Origin of the sequence: Achromobacter spanius (assembly GCF_039673305.1) — a bacterium.
Classification (GTDB): Bacteria; Pseudomonadota; Gammaproteobacteria; order Burkholderiales; family Burkholderiaceae_B; genus Achromobacter; species Achromobacter spanius_F.
On record NZ_JBDJLJ010000011.1, the window covers coordinates 1 to 18,217 of the forward strand.

Sequence of the window (18,217 nt, forward strand, 5' to 3'; positions counted from 1 at the left end):
CGTGGCCGCGGACGGTGACGGCGGCGATGCCGGCCTCGGCGGACACGCCCACCGAACCGAGGACGGTCGCGCCGGAGCCTTCGACCACGCTGTTGTGGGCGCTGGTGACGTTGCCGTCGGTGTCGACGGGGGTGACCACCGGGGGACCGTCGGTCTGACCGTTGACCGTGACCGTCAGCGTGGCGGTGGAGCTTGCGCCGTCCGCATCGGTCACGGTGTAGCTGATCGACGTGGTAACGGATTGGCCCTCGTTCAAAGCCTGGAAATCAGACCCGGGGTTGAACGAGTACGAACCGTCGGCATTGAGCGTGAAGGTGCCGCCGTGCGAGCCGGCGATGGCCTGGCCGACGCTGGCGTCGTTGCCGTTGACGTGCGAGACGCGGATGGTGTCGCCATCGGGGTCGCGGTCGTTGGCGAGCACGCCGTTCTGGGCATTGACGGTCAGCGACGTGTCTTCGTCGGTCGCGCCGGTGTCGTTGACGGCGGTCGGGGCGGGGTTCTTGACGTCCCATTCGAAGGTCTGGGTGATCTTCTCGCCGGCGCCGTCGGTGGCGGTGACGACAACGGTGTAGACGCCGTTGTTGCCGCCCTGCGAAGCCGAGGAGTCGATCTTGCCGGTGATCAGGCCGGTGTCCGGGTCCAGGGTCAGGCCGGGAGGCAGGCCATTGGCCGAGTAGGTCAGGGTGTCGCCGTTGTCGACGTCCTGGAACTGCTTGGCGATATCGACGGGGGTGATGTCGTCGCTGTCATTGCTGGCCAGGTCGCCGAGGGTGACGCCCGGGGTCAGGATCGGCGCATCATTGGTGCCCGAGACCGTGATGGTGAGGGTCGCGACGGAGGTGGCGCCGTCGGCGTCGGTCACGGTGTAGGTGATCGACGTCGTGGCCACGGCCTTGTCGCCCAGGGACTGGAAGTCCGAACCCGGGTTGAACGAGTACGAACCGTCGGCATTGAGCGTGAAGGTGCCGCCGTGCGAGCCGGCGATGGCCTGGCCGACGCTGGCGTCGTTGCCGTTGACGTGCGAAACGCGGATGGTGTCGCCATCGGGGTCGCGGTCGTTGGCGAGCACGCCGTTCTGGGCATTGACGGTCAGCGACGTGTCTTCGTCGGTCGCGCCGGTGTCGTTGACGGCGGTCGGGGCCGGGTTCTTGACGTCCCATTCGAAGGTCTGGGTGATCTTCTCGCCGGCGCCATCGGTGGCGGTGACGACAACGGTGTAGACGCCGTTGTTGCCGCCCTGCGAAGCCGAGGAGTCGATCTTGCCGGTGATCAGGCCGGTGTCCGGATCCAGGGTCAGGCCGGGAGGCAGGCCATTGGCCGAGTAGGTCAGGGTGTCGCCGTTGTCGACGTCCTGGAACTGCTTGGCGATATCGACGGGGGTGATGCTGTCGCTGTCATTGTTGGCCAGGTCGCCCAGGGTGACGCCCGGGGTCAGGATCGGCGTGTCATTGGTGCCGGTGACGGTGACCGTCAGGGTGGCGGTGGTGCTGGCGCCGTCGGCGTCGGTCACGGTGTAGGTGATCGACGTGGTGGCCACGGCCTTGTCGCCCAGGGACTGGAAGTCCGAACCCGGATTGAACGAGTACGAACCGTCGGCATTGAGCGTGAAGGTGCCGCCGTGCGAGCCGGCGATGGCCTGGCCGACGCTGGCGTCGTTGCCGTTGACGTGCGAAACGCGGATGGTGTCGCCATCGGGGTCGCGGTCGTTGGCGAGCACGCCGTTCTGGGCATTGACGGTCAGCGACGTGTCTTCGTCGGTCGCGCCGGTGTCGTTGACGGCGGTCGGGGCCGGGTTCTTGACGTCCCATTCGAAGGTCTGGGTGATCTTCTCGCCGGCGCCATCGGTGGCGGTGACGACAACGGTGTAGACGCCGTTGTTGCCGCCCTGCGAAGCCGAGGAGTCGATCTTGCCGGTGATCAGGCCGGTGTCCGGATCCAGGGTCAGGCCGGGAGGCAGGCCGTTGGCCGAGTAGGTCAACGTGTCGCCGTTGTCAACGTCCTGGAACTGCTTGGCGATATCGACCGGAGTGATGTCGTCGCTGTCATTGCTGGCCAGGTCGCCCAGCGTGACGCCCGGGGTCAGGATCGGCGCATCATTGGTGCCGGTGACGGTGATGGTCAGCGTGGCGGTGCTCGTGGCGCCCTGGAAGTCGGAGACCGTGTAGGTGATCGAGGTGGTGGTCTGCTGGTCTGCGCCCAGGTGCTGGAATGCCGTGCCCGGATTGAACGTGTAGGTGCCGTCGGCGTTCAGGGTGAACGTGCCGCCGTTGGAACCGGCCACGGACGCGCCGACGCCCGCGGCTTGGCCGTTGACGTGAGAAACGTGCAGCGGGTCGCCGTCCGGATCCTTGTCGTTGGCCAGGACGCCTTCGGTGGGGTGGTCGACGACCAGGGTGTTGTCCTGGCCAGTGGCGCCGGTGTCGTTCGCGGCGACCGGCTCGGGGTTGCCCACAGTCCAGACGAACGTCTTGGAAACCGTGGCGCCCGACTGGTCGGTGGCCGTCACGGTGATGTGGTATTCGCCCTTGATGTTCACATTGCTGTGATCGGACGCCCAGTTGGCGAACTTCCCGGTAAACGTACCCGTGGTTTCGTCGAACGTCAGGCCGCCGGGCACGTGATCGACCGAGTAGGTCAGCACGTCGCCGTCATCGACATCGCTGAAGAAGCCGGAGAGGTCGTAGTTGACGACGTCCCCGTCCATGTTGTCCTTGTTGTCCAGCGCAACGGCGGTGGGCGCGTCATTCGTGCCCGTGATCTCGACCGTCAGCGTGGCCGAGCTGGTGCCGCCTTCGCCGTCCGAAACGGTGTAGGTGATCGAGCTGGTCGCGGTCTGGCCGGCGGCAAGGTTCTGGAACGCCGAGCCGGGATTGAAGCTGTAGGAGCCGTCGGCGTTCAGCGTGAAGCTGCCGCCGTTGGAGCCGGCCACGGCGACGCCCACGTTGCCCGGTTGACCGTTGACTTGCGAGACCTGCAGGGCGTCGCCATCGGGATCCGTGTCATTGGCCAGCACGCCGTTCTGGACGTCGACGTTCAGGCTGGTGTCTTCGTCGGTCTCGCCGCTGTCGTTGACGGCGCTGGGCGCGGGGTTGGTGACGTTCCACTGGAACTCTTGCGAGGTCGAGGCGCCGGACGGGTCCGTCGCGGTCACGGTCACGTCGTAGACGCCGTTGCTGCCGCCCTGCGAGGCGGAATGATCAATGGTGCCGGTGATGATGCCGGTGTCCGGATCGATGGACAGGCCCGGCGGCAGGCCGGTGGCGCTGTATGTCAGCTTGTCGCTGGTGTCGGGATCCGAGAAGCGGTCCGACACGTCGTAGCGGATTTCCGTCTGGGCATCGATGCCGGACTGGTTGGACAGCGCGGACGACACGGGGCCGTCGTTGGTGCCGGTGATCGTCACGACCACGGTGGCGGTGGAGGTGGCGCCGCTCGGGTCCGTGATGGTGTACGAAATGGTGCTGGTGGCCGTCTCGCCCGCGGCCAGGTAGTCGTACTGGCCACCGGGGGTGAACACATACGAGCCGTCGGGCTGGACGACGAAAGTGCCGCCGGTGGAACCCAGCACGCTGACGCCGCCCGAAACCATCGGACGGCCGTTGATCGACGTGATCGCCAGCGGATCGCCGTCGGGATCGGAGTCGTTGCTGAGCAGGTTGCCGCGGATTGCAGAATTCTGGTTTCCGCTGCCCGTGTCGTTCAGCGCATTCGGCGCGTTGTTGGTAACGGTGGGCGTGGTCACGGCGGCGTCGCCGTCGTCATCGCCGGTGAGGGCCGCGCCCGAAACGCGCGGCAAGGTATCCTCGCCGCGCGCCGGGTTCGGGTAAGCCAGATCCAGCGGGGAGGTCGTTTCCAGGATGCGGGCCAGGCGGACAAAGCTGCTGCCGCCGGCTTCACCGCCGCCGGCGACCACGGCAGCCGTCGGGTCCAACACTTCGAACGGGTCGCGGCCGGCTTGCAGGGCGGCGAGCAGGCGGTCGGAATCCGTGCCGGAAGGCGGCGCGACCGCGGCTTCGGTCGGGTCGGCCAACGGGCCCGTCATGTCGCCATTCACGGCCACTTCGCGGCCCTCGCCGATCACGATCGGCATGCCGTTCTCAACCTGAAGCGAAACCGTGGCGCCCGAGGCGGTGACGACGTCGCTGCCGGCCGGGACCTTGCTGCCCTGGTGCAATTCGGTCAGGGAGCCGTCGCTGTTGCGTATCCACGCGCGACCGGTGATTTCATTGACGACAGCGGGAGAAGTGTTGGCCATGTTGGTTCCGTTTCAGGGAGTTATCCAAGATGGCCAGATACTACGGGGCGCCGATGCCGGCGGATATTGTCCTCAAGGACAGGTTCAAGCAGTGATTTTGCTGCGGGCTTGCGCCGGCGCGGAAATGCCGTGAACGAGCAGGGCGAGCTGCAGGCGGTCGGTGACGCCGAGTTTGTCGAAAACCGCCGACAAGTGGGCCTTGACCGTGCGTTCGGTGATGCCCAGCGCCTCGGCGATCTGCGCATTGGCCTGGCCGCTGGCGGCGTAGCGCGCCACCGTGGATTCCCGTTCGGTAAGGCGGCCGCCGTCCCAATCGTAGGCATCCTGGGCGCGCTCGGTCACCAGCTTGAGCAGGCGGGAGACCAGGGAGCGTCCCATCCAGATGCCGCCGGAAGCGACGACCTCCAGCGCCTGCGACAGCGCCGCGGGTTGCGCATAGCTGTGGCAATAGCCGTGGGCGCCGGCGCCCAGCGCCTGCGTGCCTTGCTCGTCGTTCGGGCTGGCGCTGGCAACCACCACGTGCAGGCCGGAGAGCGTGGCGGCCCAGGCCGGGTCGTGCCACGACGGCAGCTTCGGCACGTCAGCGTCCAGTACCGCGAGCGAACGGCCCTGCTCGCGCCAGCGTTGCAGATCGGCCAGGCCTCGCCCGCGGGCGGCCATCCAGCGCGCCGGGTCAAGCGCGCGCCAGTGCTGCCAGAGCAGATCGTCGTGCGTAATCAACAGGACGGGAATGGGTTTCATAAGGCCTTGAAGCTCTCCATTAACGTTCGGTAAAGGCGTTCGCCTTGGCCCGCAGAATGGGCTTGAGCAGGTACTGGAGCACCGTGCGCTTGCCTGTCAGGATATGAACCTCCGCCACCATCCCGGGGATGATGGGCAACAGCTTGTCGCCGACCGTGCTGCGGTCCGTGCGGACGCGCACCACGTAGTACGAATTGCCTTTCTCGTCGGTCACGGTGTCCGCGCCGATCTGTTCCACCCGGCCTTCCAGGCCCCCGTAGATGGCGAAATCGTAGGCCGTGAACTTCACTTCCGCCTTCTGGTCCGCGTGCAGGAAGCCGATGTCGCGCGGCTGGATGCGCACCTCCAGCAAGAGGGTGTCGTCCTTGGGGACGATTTCGATGATGTCCTTGCCGGGCTGCACCACGCCGCCGACCGTGTTGTTGAACAGCGTCTTGACGGTGCCGCGCACCGGCGCGCGCACTTCGGCCAGCTTGACCCGGTCGACCAGCGCCGCCTTGCCCTCGCGCAGCGTCGCCAGCTTGGTGTTGGTTTCCGACAGCTCGCTGCGAGCCTGGTTGCGGATGTTCAGTTCCGTTTCCTGGATCTTGCTTTCTGCTTCCTTGATGGACGCCTGGAAGCGGTCGATCTGCGCCTCGGCCCCTTTCTGTTCGCCGCAATAGCGGGCGACGTCGCGCTGCAGGCGCAGCAGGTCGACCTCGGACACGGCGCCGCTCTTGAGGAGCGGACGGGTAACCTGCAGCTCGCGCGAAGTCAGGCCGCAGCTCGCGGAGGCCTGGTCGCGCTTGGCGATCGTTTCGCGCAGGTCTTCCTGGCGCTGCTTGAGCTGTTCGCGCGCCACGTTGACGGTGGCGTTCAGCTCCGTGGTGCGCGCCTGCCAGGCGTTGCGCTCCATCTCCACCAGGCCGGGCGCCTGTTTGAGCGCTTCCTCCGGCGCCACGAAGGGCTCGCCGGTAGCCAGCGCCTTCAGGCGGGCCGCCTTGGCCAGCAGCGACAGGTATTCCGCGTTGTTCTCGCCCAGCGACGAGGCAAAGCGCGTGGAATCGATCTTCAGCAGGATTTCACCGGTTTCCACTTCCTGGCCGGGACGGACCAGGATTTCCTGGACGATGCCGCCGTCCAGGCTCTGGATGATCTGCACCTGCCGCGACGGCACTACCTTGCCTTCGCCGCGGACTACCTCGTCGATGCTGCCGGTGCCGGCCCAGATGAGCAGGCCCATGGTCGCCAGCAGCGACGTCCACAGCAGGATGCGCGAGCCGCGCGCCTGGGATTCATGGATGACCCATTCCGCATTGCCGATATAGTCGGAACGCTTGACCGGCTTGCCCTTCTCGGTGCCGTCCAGCAGCCGGTCGAAGAAGAACACGAAAATGTCGCGGGGCGCGCGCAGCAGGCTGCCAAAGAAACCGTGCTTGGGGGCTCCAGGATTGTTCAGCATGGTGTTCTCAGCTTCCGCGTCCGACGCGTCCTTGACGCAGGGCTTCGACAACTTGTTCCTTCGGACCGTCGGCCACGATATGGCCGTTGTCGATCACGATGAGCCGGTCGACCAGTTCCAGCAGCGCGGTGCGGTGCGTGACCAGCAGGATCGTCTTGGTCGCGCTGGCCTCGCCCAGGCGCTTGCGCAACTGGGCTTCGCTCTGGTGGTCCATGTTGCTGCTGGGTTCGTCCAGCAGCAGGATGGGCGGATCGTTGATCAGGGCGCGCGCCACGGCCACCGACTGGCGCTGGCCGCCCGACAGGGATTCGCCGCGTTCGCCGATGATCATGTCAAAGCCGTTCGGGTGCAGGTTGGCGAATTCCGAGACCCCGGCCATGTTGGCCGCCGCCAGGATGCTGGCATCGTCGGCGTAGGGCGCACCCATGGCCAGGTTGTGCTTCAGGCTGCCGTAGAACAGCAGCGGGTCCTGGGGCACGTGGCCGATGGCCCGGCGCACGTCCACCGGGTCGATCTGGCGCACGTCCACGCCGTCCAGCAGCACGGCGCCCTCGGTGGGCTGGTACAGGGCCAGCGCCAGCTTTTCCAGCGTCGTCTTGCCCGAACCGATGCGGCCGATGATGCCGACCTTCTCGCCGGGCTTGAGCTTGAAAGAAACCTTCTTGAGCACCGGCTGCGTGCTGCCGGGGTAGGCGAAGGTCACGTCGCGGAATTCCAGTCCGCCGTGGAAGACGGGGCGGTGCAGGAACTCGGCTTCGGCAGGGCGCTCGATCGGCAGCTTCATGTAGTTGTCGATGGAGCCGAGCGACGTGCGGGCATTCTGGTACTGCATAAGCAGGCCCGCGACCTGGCCAAGCGGCGCCAGGCAGCGGCCGGCGATCATGGACGCCGCGATGATGCCGCCCATGGACAGGGCCGACTCCTGCGCCAGGTACACGCCGATGATCACGACGGCGATCGACACCAGCTGCTGGACCGCCTGCACGAAGCCGACCGTGGACGAGGAAATGAGCTTGAGCTTGCCGCCGGTCTGGGCGATGAATTCCGTGGCGCGTTCCCAGTTGCGCTGGATCGAGCCCTGGGCATTGAGGGTCTTGACGGCTTCCAGGCCGGTCAGCGCTTCGACGAGCGTTGCGTTGCGCTGCGACGAAGCCTGGAACGACGCCATGGTCAGCGCTTCCATGCGGGCCTGCGCTGCAAGCGACACCAGCAGGATCAGCACAATGGCGACCAGCGGCGGCAGGATCATCCAGGGCGAGATCCACGCCAATGCGCCCAGGAACAGCAGGATGAAGGGCAGGTCGACCAGGGTGGTGATCGTGGCCGATGCGATAAAGTCCCGGATGGACTCGAAGGAACGCAGGTTGGCCGCGAAGGAACCCACCGACACCGGGCGGCCTTCCATGCGCAGATCCAGCACGCGTTCCATGATCTGCGCCGACAGACGCACGTCCACCCGCTTGCTGGCGCTGTCCACCACATGGGACCGGGCCGTGCCCAGGATCATGTTGAAAATCACCACCAGCGTGATGCCGATGGCCAGTACCCACAGCGTTTCGACGGCGTTGTTGGGCACCACGCGGTCATAGACGTTCATGGTGAACAACGGCATCGCCATGGCGAAGATGTTGATCAGCAGCGCCGCGACCAGCGCGTCGCGGTACAGCCGGCGGTTCTCCATGATGGCCGCCCAGAACCAATGGCGTTCGCGCACCTTGGCGACTTCCGGCGAGCGGGCGTCGAAGCGGAACTGCGGGCGCACGAAGCAGACCAGGCCGCTGTACTGCGCGGCGAGTTCATTGGGGTCCATTTCGATGGAGCTGCCGCCCAGTTCGGGGTGGCTGACGATGAACTTGCCGCCATCCCGTTTCAGCAGCAGGCAGGCGCGTTCGCCTTTCAGCAGCAGGATGGCGGGCAGCAGGTCCTGGGAAATCTCGTCCAGCGTGCGCTTGACCACGCGCGCGGAAAGCTGCGCCCGCGCGGCGGCGCGGGGCAGCAGGGCGGGCGTCAGGCGGTGCTCTTCCAGGGGAAGGCCCGAAGACAAAGCTTGCGCGGTGGCCGTGACCCCATGCAGCCGGGTAATTTCAACCAGGCAGTCGAGCAAGGGGTCGTCGTGCGCGGCGCGGGCGTCCGCGCGCCATTCCCGGGCCGCCAGGTCAGATAACTTGTCCATCTTCGTCATCGAGCAGGTCCAGATGTTCCGAGAGCCGCGCGCGCTGCTGCTTGCGCTGGGTGAGTTTTTGCTGGGCCTGGATAGGCAGATCCGTCATGCGCAAGGTGCCGTTGGCAATCAACGCGTCGATCAAGTCTTCCAGGACGCGGACAAAGTCCGCGTCCAACTGCGAGAATTCATTGCCCTGGTTTGCCATCCGGCCTCCTTGCGTCCTTCGCCGTTCAGGGCCTGGCGTTGGGCGCGTTCATCGGCACCAGCGTGGGCGGCAGGGTGCCTTCGTTGTAATGCACGCGCACGGGAGCGAGGCGGGCGGTGTCTGGAACGGTCGAATTGCAGAGCTTGATCACTTCGTCCGACACTTCCAGCTTGCCGTTTTCCTCGGGCATCTCATTGCGCGCGGGTTGCAGCGACAGCGCCGGCAGCAGGGTGTGGGACAGCGCCAGCCAGCGATACTGCGCAAGACGCAGATCATAGATGCCATTGGTCAATGCGCGGCGCGACTCGAACAATTCGTTTTCCGTGTCCAGCAGGTCCAGCAGCGAACGCTGGCCGATCTGGAACTGCTGGGCGTAGGCGTCGCGCACCTTGGTGGTGGCCACTTCGTGGTCGCGCAGGAACGGCAGCTTCTGGCTCAGGCTGACGATGTTGTTCCAGGCCACGGCCAGATCCTGCTGCACGTTGCGGCAGGTGTAATCGCGGATGTCGCGGGCGGCGTAGGATTGGGCGGCGGTCTGGCGCACGCGGGCGGAATCCGCGCCACCGCGGTACAGGTTGTAGCTCATCACGACCTGCACGCTGGAGCTCTGGATGTCGCGGCTCTGCGGGGTGGGGTCGTTCTGGTCGCGGCCCGTGTTCGCAACGAATTCAAACTTCGGCGAGAACGCGCCCTTGGACGACTGGACTCCGGCCTGCGCGGCCTGCAGGCCGGCCTGCTTGGACAGGAAGCTGGGGTTGCGGCGCAGCGAATCATTGAAGTTGCCCGGGGCCTTGGGCAGCTTGTCGGCGATGTCGGGCGGCGGCTGCATCGATTCGGGCGGGAGGGCGCCGGTCACGCGCTGGAAGCGCTGCTGCACGTCCAGCAAGTTGGCCGTTTCGGTCATCAGGTTGGTCTGGGCCAGCGACAGTCGGCCGCCCGCCTGTTCCAGGTCCACGCGGCGGCCCACGCCGGATTCCGTGCGTTCGCCGATTTGCTTCAGGGTCTGCTCGTGCAGGGAATAGTTCTGGCGGGCCAGGAGTTCCATGTCGCGGTAGCGCTGCAGGTCGATGTAGGCCTGCACGGCGGAAAAAGCGGTGGTGTCGCTGGTTGCCAGCACGTCGTAGAAACGGGCGAGCTTGTCGAAGCCGGCCTGCTTCACGTCATTGGTCGTGCGGAAGCCGTCGAATATGAGCTGGCGCAGTTCGACGCTCCAGCCGGGACGGTTCCAGCTCTGGGACCCGACCGCGGGCACGTTGTTGCGCCACTCGCGGCCCAGGTAGCCCTGCGCATTGATTTGGGGGAAGTAGGCGGCTCGGGCAACGGCCTGACCTTCGAGAGAAGCCTGGAAATCGTGGTACTTGGCCTGGATTTCCGGGTTGCTCATCAGGGTTTGTTCAACGATCTGATTCAACGTCACCGCCGGCTGGCCGGCGGCTTGGCTCGCCGGCGACGGCGCAGACTGGGAAAATGCGGCAGGGACGAATGCAAGGGCAAGGACCGAAGTCGTGCTTTTAAGCAAAAACGAAGCCATAGTGATTATTCGCGAGTCAAGTTGAGATTGAATGGCCGCCATGTTGTATGTAAATGTCAGATTTGGCGAGTCAAGATTTGTTAATTCCTGACCAATTTTTCCGGCGGTCATTGAGGTAATTTTCGCGCAACATCTACTAACTTCGTTGAATTTGCACGAACATCGCTTAGTCGAAAAAATATTATTTCTATTAATACGGTTTATTGCGCATTATTTCGAAAGACATGTTATCGCTGCGAACGGCGATTATATCTATCTGAGAGTTTTGTATCTATTTTGTTTACCAATTTGTATCAATGTGGTTATTTCTTCCACGAGCGCGGGTTATGTAACCAATCGAGATGCCTGGTTCCATACCTGCCCACGCAGCACCGATCGTGGTAGTGGTAGTACTGGTATATGTGGTGTGCTTGTACTAGGTTCAGTGCCTCGGCATAATTCCTCTCATGCCGCAGCAGCCTGCGGGCAGGGAAGTGTTTTCCCCGCACGTCAGGCTCGAGCCGGATTGTCTATTTGCAGAGCGCATCCATGGCCCAAACCCTTTACGACAAACTCTGGGACGCCCACGTCGTCCACCAGGAATCAGACGGCACCTGTCTGCTCTATATCGACCGCCACCTGCTGCATGAGGTCACCAGCCCGCAGGCGTTCGAAGGGCTGACGATCGCTGGCCGCAAGCCGTGGCGCACCGGCGCCAACCTGGCTGTCGCGGACCACAACGTGCCCACGCTGAATCGCGCCCAGGGCATCGACGATCCGATCTCGCGCCTGCAGGTGGACACGCTGGACGCCAATTGCGGCAAGTACGGCATCACCGAATTCCGCATGAACGACCTGCGCCAGGGCATCGTCCACGTGATCGGACCGGAGCAGGGCGCCACGTTGCCCGGCATGACGGTCGTCTGTGGCGACTCGCACACCAGCACGCACGGCGCGCTGGGCGCACTGGCCTTCGGCATCGGCACGTCCGAGGTCGAGCACGTGCTGGCCACCCAGACACTGCTCATGAAGAAAGCCAAGAGCATGCTGATCAAGGTCGAAGGCGACCTGCCCTTCGGCTGTACGGCCAAGGACGTGGTGCTGCACGTCATCGGCATCATCGGCACCGCCGGCGGCACGGGCCACGCGATCGAATTCGCCGGCAGCACCATCCGCGCGCTGTCCGTGGAAGGCCGCATGACCGTCTGCAACATGGCCATTGAAGCGGGCGCACGCTCGGGCATGGTGGCGGTGGACGACAAGACCGTCGAATACTTCCGCGGCCGACCCTTCTCGCCGAACGGCGTGGTCTGGGATCAGGCGGTCAAGTACTGGCGCACCCTGCACACCGATGCGGGCGCCAAGTTCGACACCGTCGTGGAAGTCGACGCGCGCGACATCAAGCCGCAGGTCACCTGGGGCACGTCGCCCGAAATGGTGCTGCCGGTGGATTCGCGGGTGCCGGATCCCGACCGCGAAAAAGACGACGTGCGCCGCAGCGGCATGGAGCGCGCGCTGGAATACATGGGCCTGAAGCCCAATACCCCGCTGACCGACATCCGCGTGGACCGCGTGTTCATTGGTTCCTGCACCAATTCGCGCATCGAAGACCTGCGCGCGGCGGCCGTGGTGGCCCGCGGCAAGCGGGTGGCCTCCAACGTGCGCCAGGCGATGGTGGTGCCGGGCTCGGGCCTGGTCAAGCAGCAGGCCGAACGCGAAGGCCTGGACAAGATTTTCATCGAAGCCGGCTTTGAATGGCGCGAACCGGGCTGCTCGATGTGCCTGGCCATGAATGCCGACCGCCTCGAACCGGGCGAGCGCTGCGCTTCCACGTCGAACCGCAATTTCGAGGGTCGGCAAGGGCAGGGCGGACGCACGCACCTGGTCAGCCCGGCCATGGCCGCCGCTGCCGCGGTCGCCGGCCATTTCGTCGACGTCCGCACGTTCCGTTAAGCGTCAAGCACCGAGTAGACAACATGCAAGCATTTACCACTCACGAAGGCCTGGTGGCTCCGCTCGACCGCGAAAACGTCGATACGGACCTCATCATCCCCAAGCAATTCCTCAAGTCGATCCAGCGCACGGGCTTCGGGCCGAACCTGTTCGACGAGCTGCGCTATCTGGACCACGGCGAGCCCGGCATGGACAACAGCAAGCGTCCGCTGAACCCGGATTTCGTGCTGAACCAGCCCCGCTACCAGGGCGCCTCGGTGCTGCTGGCGCGCAAGAACTTCGGCTGCGGCTCCAGCCGCGAGCACGCGCCCTGGGCGCTGACGCAGTTCGGCTTTCGCGCCATCATCGCGCCGTCCTACGCGGACATCTTCTTCAACAACAGCTTCAAGAACGGCCTGCTGCCGATCGTGCTGTCCGAACTCGAAGTGGCGCGGCTGTTCGACGAAGTGAAGGCCTTCCCGGGCTACAAGCTCAATATCGACCTGGACCGGCAGGTCGTGGTGGCGGCGGACGGCCGCGCGATGGGCTTCGACATCGAACCCTTCCGCAAGTACTGTCTGCTCAACGGCCTGGACGACATCGGCCTGACCCTGCGCCATGCCGAAAAGATCCGCGCCTTCGAAGCCGAACGCCTGGCGCGCCATCCCTGGCTGGAAAGCCGTCCCATCGCCTGATCATCACTCTGAACACTGGATCGCTACACAATGACCCACAACATCGCAGTCTTGCCGGGTGACGGCATCGGCCCGGAAATCGTCGAGCAGGCCGTGCGCGTCCTGCAGGCGCTGGACGTGCCCTTTGACATCAAGCAGGCCCCGGTCGGCGGCGCGGCGTTCGACCAGTTCGAGCACCCCTTGCCGCCCGCCACGCTGAACCTGGCCAAGGAGTCGCACGCCGTGCTGTTCGGCGCCGTCGGCGACTGGAAGTACGACAGCCTGCCGCGCGAATTCCGCCCCGAACAGGCCATCCTGGGCCTGCGCAAGGCCTTGGGCCTGTTTGCCAACCTGCGCCCCGCCATCCTGTACCCCGAGCTTGCCAGCGCGTCGTCGCTCAAGCCGGAAATCGTCTCGGGCCTGGACATCCTGATCATCCGCGAACTCACCGGCGACATTTATTTCGGTACGCCGCGCGGCGTGCGTTCGTCGCCGGACGGCGCCTTTGCCGGCGAGCGCGAGGGTTACGACACCATGCGCTACGCCGAATCCGAGGTGCGCCGCATCGCCCGCATCGGCTTCGAATCCGCCCGCAAGCGCAACAAGAAGCTGTGCAGCGTGGACAAGGCCAACGTGCTGGAGACGTCGCAGTTCTGGCGCGATATCGTCATCGAAGTCGCGCGCGAGTACCCCGATGTCGAGCTGTCCCACATGTACGTCGACAACGCGGCCATGCAGCTGGTGCGCAATCCGCGCCAGTTCGACGTCATCGTCACCGGCAACCTGTTTGGCGACATTCTCTCGGACGAGGCCGCCATGCTGACCGGCTCGATCGGCATGCTGCCCTCGGCTTCGCTGAACGCTGGCGGCCAGGGGCTGTACGAACCCAGCCACGGCTCGGCGCCGGATATCGCCGGGCAGGGCATCGCCAATCCGCTGGCCACCATTTTGTCGGCCGCCATGCTGCTGCGCTACTCGCTGAATCTGGCGCCGCAGGCGGACCGCATTGAAGCCGCCGTGCGCAGCGTTCTGGCAAGCGGCCTGCGCACCGCCGACATCTTCGAACCCGGCACGACCAAAGTCAGCACCGCGGGCATGGGCGACGCTGTCCTGAAAGCCCTGGCCTGACACCGAGCAAGGGATGCGCCCTTGCGGCGCGGCCCCTTTCTTTAATCGGGGCCGCCCCTGGGGCGGCCCTTTGCATGGCTGTCGATGGCCTGCGGGCGCGCCGCGAAGCTTGTGGCCCCATTTTTTTCTAGCTGCATCGCAACATCCCTCCGTGCATTCTGATAAATTGTTGAATTGCACGTAATTTTTCCTCCCGGACCTTGTCTCCACCTTTAAAGAGCGATTGAAATGAATCAAGCAGTAGGCCTTGTCGGCTGGCGCGGTATGGTCGGCTCGGTGCTCATGCAACGCATGCGCGACGAGAACGACTTCGCACTGATCGAACCGGTGTTTTTCTCCACCAGCAACGCTGGCGGCGCCGCGCCCACTTGGGCGACTGGCGCGGGCCCGCTGCAAAACGCCTACGACATTGATGCTCTGAAAAAACTGCCGATCATCGTCACGGCGCAAGGTGGGGACTACACGTCCGAGGTCTACCCGAAGCTGCGCGGCGCCGGCTGGAAGGGCATCTGGATCGATGCCGCCAGCACGCTGCGCATGGCCGAGGACGCCATCATCGTGCTGGATCCGGTCAATCGCCCGGTGATCGACGCGGCGCTCAAGCGCGGCGTGCGCAACTTCATCGGCGGCAACTGCACCGTCAGCTGCATGCTGATGGGCCTGGCCGGCCTGTTCAACAACGACCTGGTGGAATGGATGACCTCCATGACCTACCAGGCGGCGTCGGGCGGCGGCGCCCAGCACATGCGCGAACTCCTGACCCAGTTCGGCGAGATCAACCAGTCGGTCAAGCCCCTGCTGGACGACCCCGCGTCGGCCATCCTGGAAATCGACCGCGGCGTGCTGGCCAAGCAAAAGGATCCGGCGCTGCCCCATGAACACTTCGGCGTGCCGCTGGGCGGCAACCTGATTCCCTGGATCGACAAGGACCTGGGCGACGGGATGTCCAAGGAAGAATGGAAGGGCGAAGTCGAAACCAACAAGATCCTGGGCCGCGGCGCCGCCTTCGGCACGCCCGCAACCCCCATCGACGGCCTGTGCGTGCGCATCGGCGCCATGCGCTGCCACAGCCAGGCCCTGACCATCAAGCTCAAGCGCGATGTGCCGCTCGACGAGATCGAAGCGCTGATCGCGCAGGGCACGCAGTGGGCCAAGGTCGTTCCCAACACCAAGGAAGCCACTGTCGCGGCACTGACGCCGGTTGCCGTCACCGGTACGCTGGATATTCCGGTGGGCCGCCTGCGCAAGCTCTCGATGGGTTCGCAGTACCTGGGCGCGTTCACGGTCGGCGACCAGCTGCTGTGGGGCGCCGCCGAGCCGCTGCGCCGCATGCTGCGCATCGCGCTCAACGAAGCCTGATGCCGCGCGGGCGGCGCGCAGCGCCGTCCGATCACGCGCGATGGGCGGGCAGGGGCACCTTCGGGTGCCCTTGTTGTTTGTCCAACGCCCATACCCCTTTCAGGTTTGTGAAATGCGCTTGATCCATTACACTTTTCGGGTGAATTGAGGCCTTTTCGCGCAGCAAATGGCGTGAATCGGCCCTGGCCCGAAATTCGACTACAAGAACGGAATTCCAGCTTATGACCCAGCGTTCGCGCCAAGTGAAGCATGCCCGCCGTTTGAAGACCCTCCAGTGGGCGATTGCGCTGGCGATAGGCTCAAGCGTTTGTGGTTCTGCGCTGGCCATGCGCGTGGGGCATTCGCGCGTGGTTTCCGCGCCGGGCGCGCCGTTGCAGGCGGTTGTGGGCCTGCAGGAACTGACGCCCGATGAAATCGGATCGCTGAAGGTCTCCATCGCCGACGAGGCCGCCTGGCAGCGCGCGGGCGTCAAGCCTCCGGTTCCGCTGGCCAGCATGGTGGTCCGGGTCGAAGACGGCATGGACGCCACGCGCAAGAACCTGCGCGTCCGATCCACGCAAATGCCTGCCAGCGGCGCGGTGGATCTGTTGCTGGACATCAATTCCAGTTCGGGGCAACGGCAGGTTCAGGTCAGCATCCTGGTGCCGCTGCGCGGCACGGGCGCCGACGTCACGCCGGCCTCGGTGGGCGCGCCGGCGCGGCAGGGCGGCACGACCGGCACGGTCACCGTCAAGTCCGGCGACTATCTCTTCGCCATCGCCCAGCGCAATGCGGTGCCCAACGCGTCGGTCTACCAGATGCTGGTGGCCTTGTGGCGGGCCAACCCCGAGGCCTTCATCCAGAACAACATGAATCTGGTGCGCACCGGGCAGAAACTCAAGATTCCGGATGCGGCCACGGTTCGCGCCATTGATCCCGCCGAAGCCCGCCGCATCTTCAACGAGCACGCGGAAGCCTATGCCAAGTACCGCGGTCGCGTCGGCGCAGCCGCCGGAGCCAATCCGTCGGTCGTCAAGGGCCAGGACGCCGCGTCGGGAACCGTCGCGCCGGCTGCCGACACCGGCGTGGCCAGCGCGGCCCCCGCGCAGGACCGGGTGCGCCTGTCCACCGGCCAGGCGCAGGACAGCGCGTCCGCCAAAGCCGAGGCGCAGGCGGACGCACGGACATCGACCGAGCGTGCAATGGCGGACGTGCAGGGGCGTGTCAGCCAGCTTCAGAGCAACGTCGACGACCTGAACAAGGCCGTGGCCCAGCAATCGGCTGGCGCCGGAGGCGCGGCAGGTACGCCGGGTGCAGCGGGCGCTTCCGGTGCAGCAGGCGCTTCGGGCGCAGCAGGCGCTTCGGGCGCAGCGGGCGCTTCGGGTGCAGCGGGCGCTTCGGGGGCAGCAGGCACTTCGGGGGCAGCAGGCACTTCGGGGGCAGCAGGCACTTCGGGGGCAGCAGGCACTTCGGGGGCAGCAGGTACGCCGGGGGCAGCAGGTACGCCGGGCGCAGCAGGCGCTTCGGGCGCAGCAGGCGCTTCGGGCGCAGCAGGCGCTTCGGGCGCAGCAGGCGCTACGGGTGCAGCAGGCGCGTCGGGTGCAGCAGGCTCTACGGGTGCAGCAGGCACGCCAGGGGCTGCAGGCACGCCGGGCGCAGCGGGCACGCCGGGAGTGGCAGGCACGTCTGCCGCAACGGGCACGCCCGCCGCGGCAGACAAACCGGTCGGCACGCTGCCCGACAAGACCGCGCCGTCGGGCATGCCCGGCTGGCTGGCCGACAACTTGCTCGTGATCGTGACCGCGGTGCTGGCGCTGATTGCGTTTGCCATCGCCTGGCTGCTGCGCAGGGCGGGCGCCCGGCGTGGCGACGATGACGAAGAAACGTATGCCTACAACGAGCCGGTGCTGGACACGGCAGCGCTGAACCGCAAGCTCGACACCATCAATCTCGACCTGGACGAACCGCCCACGGACGAACCGCGCCGGGTCGGCGGTCCACGGGTTTGAAGCATGTCTAGAGTTGCATTGGGGCTGGCGTATGACGGCTCCGTTTGGCAGGGTTGGCAAACACAGCCGCACCGGCAGACGGTGCAGGACACACTGGAGTCCGCCCTGGCCAGTTTTTGCGGTATCGACGTTCCGGTGCCCACGATTTGCGCGGGCCGCACCGACACCGGCGTGCATGGCGCGATGCAGGTGGTCCACCTGGATACGAACCTGGACCGAAGAATGGAATCCTGGGTGCGAGGCGTGAATGCCTTCCTGCCGCCCAGCATTTCGGTGCAATGGGCGCAACAGGTGTCCGATGAATTCCATGCGCGCTTTTCCGCACGCGCTCGCACGTATGTCTACCTGCTGTGGCGCGGACGGGTTCGCCCGGCCTTGTGGGCGGGGCGAGCCGGCTGGTGTTTCCAGCCGCTGGACGTGCCGGCGATGCGCGTGGCTGCACAGGCGCTGGTCGGCGAACATGATTTTTCCAGTTTCCGCTCGTCGCAATGCCAGGCCAAGCATCCCGTGCGCCACATGCATAGCCTGGAGATCGAGGAGCGGGGGCCGTTCCTTGTGTTCACGCTGAAGGCAAATGCTTTCCTGCATCACATGGTCCGAAATATCATGGGCGCGCTGCTGCAGGTCGGGCAGGGCAGGGAATCGGTGGACTGGATGGCGCAGTTGCTGTCGTGGCGCGACCGCAAACTGGGCGCACCCACGTTCGCACCCGACGGCCTCTACCTGTCCGCGATCGATTATCCCGAAGCGTTTGGCCTGCAGGAACTCGACGGCGGGTCTTCGCTGCTGTCGCCATTTACCCAATCCTATTAGGGAAGGC

Annotated in this window: 12 protein-coding genes; 6 read left to right on the forward strand and 6 right to left on the reverse strand. The window is 65.5% G+C overall.

Features of this window, described 5'->3' with window-relative positions; genetic code table 11:
- From ABE485_RS11820 to ABE485_RS11845, 6 genes are all read right to left on the reverse strand, one after another.
- Positions 1 to 4,255 (reverse strand): retention module-containing protein (locus ABE485_RS11820; protein WP_346515492.1); only part of this gene is annotated, 4,255 nt, incomplete at its 3' end.
- A gap of 84 nt (positions 4,256 to 4,339) precedes the next feature.
- Positions 4,340 to 4,996, reverse strand: a complete 657-nt coding sequence (locus ABE485_RS11825; protein ID WP_346515493.1) for a response regulator transcription factor — start codon at positions 4,994 to 4,996, stop codon at positions 4,340 to 4,342.
- Positions 4,997 to 5,015: 19 nt separating this feature from the next.
- Positions 5,016 to 6,437, reverse strand: coding sequence for an HlyD family type I secretion periplasmic adaptor subunit (locus tag ABE485_RS11830; protein ID WP_346515494.1), 1,422 nt, complete (start codon positions 6,435 to 6,437; stop codon positions 5,016 to 5,018).
- A 7-nt stretch (positions 6,438 to 6,444) separates the two neighbouring features.
- Entirely contained in the window at positions 6,445 to 8,610 is a 2,166-nt protein-coding gene (locus ABE485_RS11835; RefSeq protein WP_430795417.1) for a type I secretion system permease/ATPase, read from the reverse strand.
- Complete coding sequence (locus ABE485_RS11840; RefSeq protein ID WP_346515496.1) at positions 8,594 to 8,806, reverse strand: hypothetical protein; 213 nt, start codon at positions 8,804 to 8,806, stop codon at positions 8,594 to 8,596. The genes ABE485_RS11835 and ABE485_RS11840 overlap by 17 nt, the downstream gene beginning before the upstream one ends.
- Before the next feature lie 25 nt (positions 8,807 to 8,831).
- Entirely contained in the window at positions 8,832 to 10,337 is a 1,506-nt protein-coding gene (locus ABE485_RS11845; RefSeq protein WP_346515497.1) for a TolC family outer membrane protein, read from the reverse strand.
- A 528-nt stretch (positions 10,338 to 10,865) separates the two neighbouring features.
- Between ABE485_RS11845 and leuC the strand changes: the two genes are divergently transcribed.
- From leuC to truA, 6 genes are all read left to right on the forward strand, one after another.
- Positions 10,866 to 12,269, forward strand: a complete 1,404-nt coding sequence (gene leuC, locus ABE485_RS11850) for a 3-isopropylmalate dehydratase large subunit (RefSeq protein WP_346515498.1) — start codon at positions 10,866 to 10,868, stop codon at positions 12,267 to 12,269.
- A 23-nt stretch (positions 12,270 to 12,292) separates the two neighbouring features.
- The gene (gene leuD / locus ABE485_RS11855; protein WP_346515499.1) at positions 12,293 to 12,943 is read left to right on the forward strand and encodes a 3-isopropylmalate dehydratase small subunit; all 651 of its coding nucleotides are present in this window, start codon (positions 12,293 to 12,295) and stop codon (positions 12,941 to 12,943) included.
- Positions 12,944 to 12,973: 30 nt separating this feature from the next.
- Entirely contained in the window at positions 12,974 to 14,050 is a 1,077-nt protein-coding gene (gene leuB, locus ABE485_RS11860) for a 3-isopropylmalate dehydrogenase (RefSeq protein ID WP_008164864.1), read from the forward strand.
- Between the two features lie 228 nt (positions 14,051 to 14,278).
- On the forward strand, positions 14,279 to 15,409 hold the full coding sequence (gene asd, locus ABE485_RS11865; RefSeq protein WP_346515500.1) for an aspartate-semialdehyde dehydrogenase: 1,131 nt from the start codon (positions 14,279 to 14,281) through the stop codon (positions 15,407 to 15,409).
- A 221-nt stretch (positions 15,410 to 15,630) separates the two neighbouring features.
- Entirely contained in the window at positions 15,631 to 17,397 is a 1,767-nt protein-coding gene (locus ABE485_RS11870; RefSeq protein WP_346515501.1) for a type IV pilus assembly protein FimV, read from the forward strand.
- A gap of 3 nt (positions 17,398 to 17,400) precedes the next feature.
- Complete coding sequence (truA, locus tag ABE485_RS11875; protein ID WP_346515502.1) at positions 17,401 to 18,210, forward strand: tRNA pseudouridine(38-40) synthase TruA; 810 nt, start codon at positions 17,401 to 17,403, stop codon at positions 18,208 to 18,210.
- Positions 18,211 to 18,217: the final 7 nt, after the last annotated feature.

Bases quoted from the DNA above. Each gene is read 5' to 3' on its own strand.
- ABE485_RS11825 (WP_346515493.1), bottom strand. From the start codon at position 4,996: ATGAAACCCATTCCCGTCCTGTTGATTACGCACGACGATCTGCTCTGG.
- ABE485_RS11830 (WP_346515494.1), bottom strand. From the start codon at position 6,437: ATGCTGAACAATCCTGGAGCCCCCAAGCACGGTTTCTTTGGCAGCCTG.
- ABE485_RS11835 (WP_430795417.1), bottom strand. From the start codon at position 8,610: ATGGACAAGTTATCTGACCTGGCGGCCCGGGAATGGCGCGCGGACGCC.
- ABE485_RS11840 (WP_346515496.1), bottom strand. From the start codon at position 8,806: ATGGCAAACCAGGGCAATGAATTCTCGCAGTTGGACGCGGACTTTGTC.
- ABE485_RS11845 (WP_346515497.1), bottom strand. From the start codon at position 10,337: ATGGCTTCGTTTTTGCTTAAAAGCACGACTTCGGTCCTTGCCCTTGCA.
- leuC (WP_346515498.1), top strand. From the start codon at position 10,866: ATGGCCCAAACCCTTTACGACAAACTCTGGGACGCCCACGTCGTCCAC.
- leuD (WP_346515499.1), top strand. From the start codon at position 12,293: ATGCAAGCATTTACCACTCACGAAGGCCTGGTGGCTCCGCTCGACCGC.
- leuB (WP_008164864.1), top strand. From the start codon at position 12,974: ATGACCCACAACATCGCAGTCTTGCCGGGTGACGGCATCGGCCCGGAA.
- asd (WP_346515500.1), top strand. From the start codon at position 14,279: ATGAATCAAGCAGTAGGCCTTGTCGGCTGGCGCGGTATGGTCGGCTCG.
- ABE485_RS11870 (WP_346515501.1), top strand. From the start codon at position 15,631: ATGACCCAGCGTTCGCGCCAAGTGAAGCATGCCCGCCGTTTGAAGACC.
- truA (WP_346515502.1), top strand. From the start codon at position 17,401: ATGTCTAGAGTTGCATTGGGGCTGGCGTATGACGGCTCCGTTTGGCAG.